This is a genomic window from Nevskia sp., from assembly GCF_023266035.1.
Taxonomy (GTDB): Bacteria; Pseudomonadota; Gammaproteobacteria; order Nevskiales; family Nevskiaceae; genus Nevskia.
In genome coordinates this window covers 48,068-55,486 of the sequence record NZ_JAHFRY010000010.1, presented here as the reverse complement: position 1 = coordinate 55,486, position 7,419 = coordinate 48,068, and the positions used below count along the sequence as shown (strand labels likewise).

General features: G+C 64.0%; 8 protein-coding genes and 1 pseudogene. 2 read left to right on the top strand and 7 right to left on the bottom strand.

Annotated elements, in window-relative coordinates; genetic code table 11:
* Both Q0D45_RS02435 and pcaF read left to right on the top strand, forming a co-directional pair.
* Positions 1–491 (top strand): annotated as a pseudogene (locus Q0D45_RS02435) (phenylacetate--CoA ligase); the annotation flags it as partial.
* Between the two features lie 12 nt (positions 492–503).
* The gene (gene pcaF / locus Q0D45_RS02430) at positions 504–1,709 is read left to right on the top strand and encodes a 3-oxoadipyl-CoA thiolase (protein WP_293387997.1); all 1,206 of its coding nucleotides are present in this window, start codon (positions 504–506) and stop codon (positions 1,707–1,709) included.
* A gap of 28 nt (positions 1,710–1,737) precedes the next feature.
* Here pcaF and Q0D45_RS02425 read toward each other — a convergent pair whose 3' ends face one another.
* From Q0D45_RS02425 to Q0D45_RS02395, 7 genes are all read right to left on the bottom strand, one after another.
* The gene (locus Q0D45_RS02425) at positions 1,738–2,190 is read right to left on the bottom strand and encodes a PaaI family thioesterase (protein ID WP_293387994.1); all 453 of its coding nucleotides are present in this window, start codon (positions 2,188–2,190) and stop codon (positions 1,738–1,740) included.
* 50 nt (positions 2,191–2,240) lie between these two features.
* Positions 2,241–3,509: an NADH:flavin oxidoreductase/NADH oxidase family protein gene (locus Q0D45_RS02420; RefSeq protein ID WP_293387992.1), complete on the bottom strand. Its 1,269-nt coding sequence runs from the start codon at positions 3,507–3,509 to the stop codon at positions 2,241–2,243.
* A 41-nt stretch (positions 3,510–3,550) separates the two neighbouring features.
* The gene (locus Q0D45_RS02415; RefSeq protein WP_293387990.1) at positions 3,551–4,387 is read right to left on the bottom strand and encodes an oxidoreductase; all 837 of its coding nucleotides are present in this window, start codon (positions 4,385–4,387) and stop codon (positions 3,551–3,553) included.
* A gap of 112 nt (positions 4,388–4,499) precedes the next feature.
* Positions 4,500–5,081 carry a TetR/AcrR family transcriptional regulator gene (locus Q0D45_RS02410; protein ID WP_366946319.1) on the bottom strand — a complete coding sequence of 194 codons (582 nt, stop codon included), beginning with the start codon at positions 5,079–5,081 and terminating at the stop codon, positions 4,500–4,502.
* A gap of 123 nt (positions 5,082–5,204) precedes the next feature.
* On the bottom strand, positions 5,205–5,855 hold the full coding sequence (locus Q0D45_RS02405) for a glutathione S-transferase family protein (RefSeq protein WP_293387986.1): 651 nt from the start codon (positions 5,853–5,855) through the stop codon (positions 5,205–5,207).
* Between the two features lie 51 nt (positions 5,856–5,906).
* Positions 5,907–6,701: a glutathione binding-like protein gene (locus Q0D45_RS02400; protein WP_293387984.1), complete on the bottom strand. Its 795-nt coding sequence runs from the start codon at positions 6,699–6,701 to the stop codon at positions 5,907–5,909.
* A gap of 48 nt (positions 6,702–6,749) precedes the next feature.
* The gene (locus Q0D45_RS02395; RefSeq protein WP_293387981.1) at positions 6,750–7,313 is read right to left on the bottom strand and encodes a flavodoxin family protein; all 564 of its coding nucleotides are present in this window, start codon (positions 7,311–7,313) and stop codon (positions 6,750–6,752) included.
* Positions 7,314–7,419 lie beyond the last annotated feature (106 nt).

Sequence of the window (7,419 nt, the reverse complement as noted above, 5' to 3'; positions counted from 1 at the left end):
AGGAAGGCGAACTGGTGTTCACCTCGCTGACCAAGGAGGCGCTGCCGATCATCCGCTACCGCACTCGCGATCTGACGCGCCTGCTGCCACCGAGCGCGCGCAGCATGCGGCGCATGGGCAAGATCACCGGAAGATCCGACGACATGCTGATCATCCGCGGCGTCAACGTCTTCCCGACCCAGATCGAGGAACTGCTGCTGCGCTGCCCGCAGCTGACGCCGAACTATCTGATCGAAGTGATCCGCGAAGGCAATCTCGATCAGCTGCTGGTCAACGTCGAGCTGTCGGTCGCCGATGCCGGCATCGAAGACGGCCTGCGCAAGGAAGTGAGCAGCAATCTCCAGCACCTGGTGAAGACCTATGTCGGCATCAGCGTCCGCGTGCTGCTGCATCCCCCGGAGACGCTGGAGCGTTCGATCGGCAAGGCCAAGCGGGTGGTCGATCGCCGGCCGAGGGAAAGCGCGCCGGCCGTTCAACTCGTCACTCGCTGAGCCCCCGAAATCATGAAGCACGCCTACCTCTGCGACGCCATCCGCACGCCCTTCGGCCGTTACGGCGGCGCGCTGGCCAATGTCCGTACCGACGATCTCGCAGCACTGCCGATCGCAGCGATGATGCAGCGCAATCCGAACGTCGACTGGGCGGCTGTCGAAGACGTGCTCTACGGCTCCGCGAATCAGGCCGGAGAAGACAATCGCAATGTCGCGCGCATGGCCGCACTGCTCGCCGGCTTGCCGCAAGAGGTGCCGGGTTCGACGATCAACCGCCTGTGCGGATCGAGCCTCGATGCGATCGGCATGGCGGCTCGTGCGATCAAGGCGGGCGAAACGCAGCTGATGATCGCCGGCGGTGTCGAAAGCATGACCCGCGCGCCGTTCGTGATGGGCAAGGCCGACAGCGCGTTCTCGCGAGTCGCCAAGATCGAGGACACGACGATCGGCTGGCGCTTCATCAATCCGTTGTTGAAGGCCAAGTACGGCATCGACTCGATGCCGGAAACCGCCGAGAACGTCGCCGAGCAATTTGGCATCTCGCGCGCCGATCAGGATGCCTTCGCGATCCGCAGCCAGCAGCGCTGGGCTGCCGCGCATGCCGCCGGTTTCTTCGCGAATGAGCTGGTGCCAGTCGCCATCCCGCAAAAGAAGGGCGAGGCACTGCAGTTCGCTGCGGACGAACACCCGCGCCCGGATACCACGCTGGCGATGCTCGCCAAGCTGAAAGGTGTCGTGAAGCCGGATGGCAGCGTCACCGCGGGCAACGCATCAGGCGTCAACGACGGTGCCTGCGCCGTGCTGCTGGCGTCCGAAGCTGCCGCCGGACGCTACGGCCTCAAGCCGCGCGCCCGAGTGCTGGCGATGGCCACGGTGGGCCTGGCGCCACGGATCATGGGTTTCGGCCCTGCACCGGCGACCAGGAAAGTGCTGGCACTGGCTGGACTGAAGCTGTCGCAGATCGACGTCATCGAACTCAACGAAGCGTTCGCGGCGCAGGGCCTGGCCGTGACCCGCGATCTTGGCCTCGCTGACGATGCCGCTCACGTCAACGCCAATGGCGGCGCGATCGCCATCGGCCATCCGCTGGGCGCTTCAGGTGCGCGTCTGGTGACCACCGCGCTGAACCAGCTCGAACGTACGGGCGGCCGCTATGCGCTGTGCACGATGTGCATCGGCGTCGGCCAGGGCATCGCCATGGTCATCGAGCGGGTCTGAGCGCCGGCCCGGAGCATCTAGGGCGCGTCTAGGACTTGCGCTCGAACACCAGCAAGGTCGAGGTCGCCGAGGCGTAGAGGCGGCCGGCTTCGTCGGTGATCCGCGCTTCGGCAAAGGCCACACGCTTGCCGATCGAAACCACCTTGCCCTCGGCGCGCACCAGACCGGTGCTGGCGCTCAGCGCGCGGTGATAGGCGATCTTCAGTTCCAGCGTCGTGTAGCCCTGCTCGCTGCTCAGCGCGGAATGCACCGCACAGCCACAGGCCGAGTCCAGCAACGTGGCCGCGTAGCCGCCATGCACGGAACCGATCGGGTTGTAGGCGTGCGCACCCGGTGTCGCCGCAAACACTGCACGGCCTTCCGAAACTTCGACCAGCGAGAACTTCAGCGTCTCGCCGATGGCCGGTTGCTGACCGCTCGCAAGCCAGCCTCGCAACTGTTCCAGGCCGTTTGCAGCGCCGGGTTGTTCCAGCAGATTCATGTCGCTCTCCAATATCGAGGTTGAGTCCTGCGTTTGTCCTACTCGCTGCGCTAGGCCGTAGCGCGCAGGCGCCGCGTCCGGAAGGTGCCCCAGCCGCTTTTCGTCACTGCTTTGAGGAAGGCCCACAGTCCGCTTTCGCCGGGACGTGGCTCGCCGCCGTCGGCAATGCGGCGGAGCTGGAGCGTGTACCAGAAGATTTCCATGACACCCATGCGGTCGATCGCCGGGATACCGCTCTTGATCGGCTGCACCTGCTGGGGGCTGTCCTGTCCTCGCAGCAAGGCCGCCGGAGCATCGGGATCGATGGCCAGCAGCCGCGCGAGGCCGATCACATCGAGGGCACCGGAACGCAGCGCGGCGTTCATGCCGGCGGCACTGCGGAAACCGCCGGTGACCATCAAGGGCACTTTCAGCGAGGCGCGCACCTTCTCGGCGAAGTCGAGAAAGTAGGCTTCACGCGCTGCGGTGGAGGCCTTCATTGCCTGAGGAAGCGCGCCCGACATCGCTGGGTCTTCGTAGGTGCCGCCGGAGATTTCGATCAGATCGATGCCGGCGTCGACGAGCGCCTGCATTGTCGCCAGCGACTCATCCTCGGTGAAGCCGCCGCGCTGGAAATCGGCGGAATTGAGCTTGATCCCGACCGGGAACTCAGGCCCGACCTGCCGTCTTACTTCGGCATAGACGGCGAGCACGAAACGGCGCCGCTTTTCCGGGCTGCCGCCCCATTGATCGTCGCGCCGGTTGTGGTGCGGCGACAGAAACTGGCCGACCAGATAACCGTGTGCGCCGTGGATCTGCACGCCGCTGAAACCGGCCTTCTTGCAGATCGCCGCGCTGCGTCCGAAGCGCTGGACGATGTCCTCGATCTCGGTCTGGGTGGCCTCGCGAGGGGTCTCGAACAGCGGCTGCATGTCCTTTCGGAACGGCACGGCCGATGGGGCAAGCGTGCTGACGTTGAGCCCCTTGGTCGCCTGCTTGCCGGGATGGTTGAGCTGCACCCATATCGCAGCGCCATGATCGGTCGCAGCGCTCGCCCATTGCCGCAGCACCGTCAGGTCCGCTTCGTCCTCGATCACAACGTTGCCGGGCTCGCCCAGCGCTCGGCGATCGATCATCACATTGCCGGTGAGGAGCAGGCCGATGCCGGATGCTGCCCAGCGCCGATACAGCTCGACGAGCTTCGGCGTGGGCCGATTGCCGTAAGTCGCCAGGGCTTCGCTCATCGACGCCTTGGCAAGGCGGTTGCGCAGGGCACTGCCGTTGGGTAACCGCAGGGGTTGAGTCAGCAGGTTTGATTGCTGGGAAGACGAATCGGCCATGCTTGGTGCTCGTGATGATTGGGTAATGACTTGACGGCAGCCTAAGCCCGAGCGGGCACTGTTTGCGCGTCGAGCCGGAAATCCTTGCGAATGCCAGCGTCGACCAGACCTGCCGGCGCAAATCTGCGCAGGAATCGCAGCCGGCCGGCGAGGCTGCCGGCGGTATAGCGCAGCTTGGGATGGGCCGCGCTGGCGGCCAGCAAAACCACCTCGGCCACCACGGCCGGGTCATCGCCCTTGGCGATGGCGTCCACCATCAGCTGATTCATGCCAGCACGGTTGCCTTGGTACTCGTCCAGCATCGTGTCGGGTTCCATCAGGTTGGCATCGAACGCCGTCCTGGTGAACGCCGGCTCGATGACTGAAACGCGGATGCCCCGGGTGCGCAGTTCGTGGTCGAGCGATTCCGAATAGCCTTCGACGGCATGCTTGGTTGCCGAGTAAAGCGCGCCGTAGGGCATCGGCAGCAAGCCCAGGATCGAACCGATGTTGACGATGCGACCACCACCCTGCTTGCGCATCTGGGGCAGGACGGCGCGGGTCATCCTGACGATGCCGAAGAAGTTGGTTTCGAAGATCGCATGCGCCTGCTCGATCGAGCTTTCTTCCGCGCCGGCCGGGGCGACGCCGAAGCCGGCGTTGTTGACCAGCAGATCGATGCGGCCTTCCCGCCGTAGCAGTTCGTTGACGGCGGCGGCAACCGATTCATCGCGGGTCACGTCGAGGGCCAGCATCTCGAACGATGACGGGTCTTGTTGCTCGCCGCGCCGGCTGGTGCCATAGACCTTGTAGCCCGCCTGGGCGAGCCGCTCTGCTGTCGCCTTGCCGATGCCGGATGAGGCGCCGGTGACGAGTGCGATGGATTTCTTGATGGTCATGGCAATGCCTTCCTGTGAGCAGTGATGTGCGATGCACTGATAGCGAGCGAAAAATTTATGATGATCGTCATATTCATTCTCAGCTTGAAAGCCGACACGGCTGATGTCGTGCTCAAGGAGCGGTTGGAGCGAAGTGCTTCAAGGTCGAGGCCAGCAGCGCGTCGGCAAGCTTGGGGTCGTCGACGGCGCGTGCCAGCAGCAAGGTTCCGACCATCGAGGACACGATGACCAGCGCACGCTCATGTGCCGCCGGCTGCCCCCAGTCGGGCAACTGGCGGGCAACGACGTCGATCATTTCCTTGATCCGCCGAGTGGTCGCGCGTCTTACTTCTGGTGCCTGGCGAGGCATCTCCGAACCCAGTGCGACGACTGGGCAGCCTTTCTCCACAGCGTTGAGATGCTCTTGCGAGAGATAGGCAGACATCATCCGCAGCAAGGCCTGCTCCGGTGGGGCATTGGCGGCTGTGCGCGCCGATGCCGCGACGGCATCGGCGCCGGCACGGTCCGCCGCTTCGGCAAGCATCGCTTCGCGCGAGGAAAAGTGGGCATAGAAGCCGCCGTGGGTCAGCCCGGCCTGTTTCATGATGTCGGCAACGCTGGTGCCGTCGTAGCCGCTGCGCCGGATGGCGCGTGCGGCGGCATCGACGATGCGCTCATGCGTGGCCTCCTTCGATCGGGCGTTGGGCTTTTTCATATGATGGTCATCATAATAAATCCCGCGCAAAAAACAAGGCATACGACGATGCCGTTCCATATGCTTGTTCTGCGGCCGGATAAGGATCGCCCTCGAAGCTGCCATCCAGCAGCGCTGGCCCACTCAGCCTTTCATGCCGATGTCCTGCCAGCCGGCGGACAGCGAGGCCGATGCGCTGGGCCTGGCATCCATCCGCGCCAGCCAGGTGCTGATGTTGGTCAGCGCGGGGTCGATCACCAGGCCGGTCGACAGGCAGAAGTCGAGACAGCAGAACAGCGCCAAATCAGCGACCGTGAGCCGCTCTCCGCAAACATAGGTCTGTCCTTCGAGCATCGAATCGAGCAGCGCAACGCCGTCGAGGCCTTTGGCACGCAGTCCATCGGCAGCTTCCGGGACACAGCGGAAGCGGTGCTCGAACAAGGCCAGTCCGGGGCCGAAGCGGAAGGCGTTGTAGAGGTATTCGGTGGCCTGCAGTTCGACGCGGCGCAGGTTCATCCGGGTCTCGGCGCGCTCCCAGGCGTTGCTGCCGATCAGGGCCGGTGCAGGATGCAGTTCTTCGAGGAACTCGCAGATCGCGCCGGTCTCCGACAGCACATGGCCATCGTCGAGTTCGAGGCAGGGAATGCCGCCGGCCGGATTCTTCTTGCGGTAAGCCTCCTGACGATTCTCGGCGCCGAACAGATCGACACTTTCGAACCGGATCGACAGGCCCTTCTCGGCAATGAACATCCGCACCATGCGCGGATTCGGGCCGAATGACTGCAGTAGCTTCATGACGGTGTTCTCCTCGTTCGCGACGGATGGACCCGCTTCAGTGCGGCTTGCTCAGTGCTTGCCCAGTGCCTGTAAATAAGGCTCGATGTCCGGTGCAATCGCTTCCATCGCGCGCAAGCGCTCAAAGTGAGCGAAGGTCTCGGGAAACTCCGCTCGGCTGGCTGCGGACAGCATCGGCCGCAGGTCCAGCCGCTGCAGCAGCTCGACGTGGGCGATCTCGTTGTGGAACAGGGTCAGTTCGGCGATGAAGCAGATGTCGGCAAGCGTCAGGCGATCGCCGACCAGAAATCGCGCTTGCCCCTGCAGCGCGCGCTCGATGCCGCCCATGTAGCTTGCGAACGCCTGCGCGGCGCTGCGATGGACTTCGGGTGCAATCGAACCCGACCACAGCGCCAGCACATAGATCTGCGTATCGCGGGCGAACAGCAGGCTGGCGTCCAGGAAGCTGTCGATCCGCGAAGCGCTGTAAGGATCGTCGCCGTAGAGCCGGGCTTTATCATCACCGAGGCGAGCGACGGCCCGCATGATGCTGTTCGATTCGAAGATGCCGACCTTGCCATCCGGGCTGAACGCGGCAGGCACGGTGCCGAACGGATGCGCTTCAAGAAAGGCTTCAGTCTTGTACAGCGTGCTGGTGAAGCCTTTCTTCGCAGTGCGCAGCAGATGCTCCAGCGATGCCCGCTCGGCCTCCGACATCGCGTGGGCATCGAAATCCCAGAGCCAGTGCTTCAGCTCGGGCACCGACGCGCCACGAACATCGAGGGTCACGCCGCACAGCCGCGCGGCAATCGTCGCTTTCGCGATCCTGGGATTCGGAAGGTAGGAAAAAATGCGCAATGCGCTCATCGGAAGCTCTCGATATTCGTGGTTCGATCAGCGGACCCAGACTCAGACTCAGGCGCCTGCGAAGCGTTTCGCTGCACTGGCAACGCGGAGCCCCAGTTTCTGGGCGGTCAGCAGATCGCTTTCTGGTGGCGCCAGTTCCGGTGGCTGATCGAAGTTGGCCTGCGCCATTGCGCCCAGCCAGCTGCCGAGCCGGTTGATGTCGTTGACTGAACCGGTGCTGACATTGTTGCCGGGCATCAGGCCCGTGCTGATCCAGAACATGCCGTGCTGCGCGGCGAAGATCGCCAGCGAGACCAGGGTGTTGAGCTTGTCGCCGCTCTGGCTCGACGAGGTCGTGAAGCCGGCGGCGACCTTGTCCGCCCATTCCTGCTTCATCCAGCGCGAGGAGCTGTCTTCCATGAACTTCTTGAATACTGCCGATGGCCCGCCCATGTAGGTCGGGCAGCCGAAGATCATGCCGGCGCTGCTGCCCAGTTCATCCCAGGGAATGTCCTTGGCGACATCGACGAGCAGCGCCTTGGCGAAGCCCGATTGCTCGACACCTTCGGCAACCGCAAGTGCCTGACGGGCGGTGTGTCCGTAGCCGCTGTGGAACACGACTGCAATGTGCATGGCGAATCTCCTCGATGGACATCTGATGACCTGGACGATGCCGGCTCTGACTTATACCGATCGGTACAGATACGCTATACCGTGTGGTACAGTTGGTCAACACAAG

Coding starts and splice junctions, on each gene's coding strand:
- Q0D45_RS02405 (WP_293387986.1), bottom strand. CDS start 5,855: ATGAAGCTACTGCAGTCATTCGGCCCGAATCCGCGCATGGTGCGGATG.
- Q0D45_RS02400 (WP_293387984.1), bottom strand. CDS start 6,701: ATGAGCGCATTGCGCATTTTTTCCTACCTTCCGAATCCCAGGATCGCG.
- Q0D45_RS02425 (WP_293387994.1), bottom strand. CDS start 2,190: ATGAATCTGCTGGAACAACCCGGCGCTGCAAACGGCCTGGAACAGTTG.
- Q0D45_RS02420 (WP_293387992.1), bottom strand. CDS start 3,509: ATGGCCGATTCGTCTTCCCAGCAATCAAACCTGCTGACTCAACCCCTG.
- Q0D45_RS02395 (WP_293387981.1), bottom strand. CDS start 7,313: ATGCACATTGCAGTCGTGTTCCACAGCGGCTACGGACACACCGCCCGT.
- Q0D45_RS02415 (WP_293387990.1), bottom strand. CDS start 4,387: ATGACCATCAAGAAATCCATCGCACTCGTCACCGGCGCCTCATCCGGC.
- pcaF (WP_293387997.1), top strand. CDS start 504: ATGAAGCACGCCTACCTCTGCGACGCCATCCGCACGCCCTTCGGCCGT.
- Q0D45_RS02410 (WP_366946319.1), bottom strand. CDS start 5,081: ATGAAAAAGCCCAACGCCCGATCGAAGGAGGCCACGCATGAGCGCATC.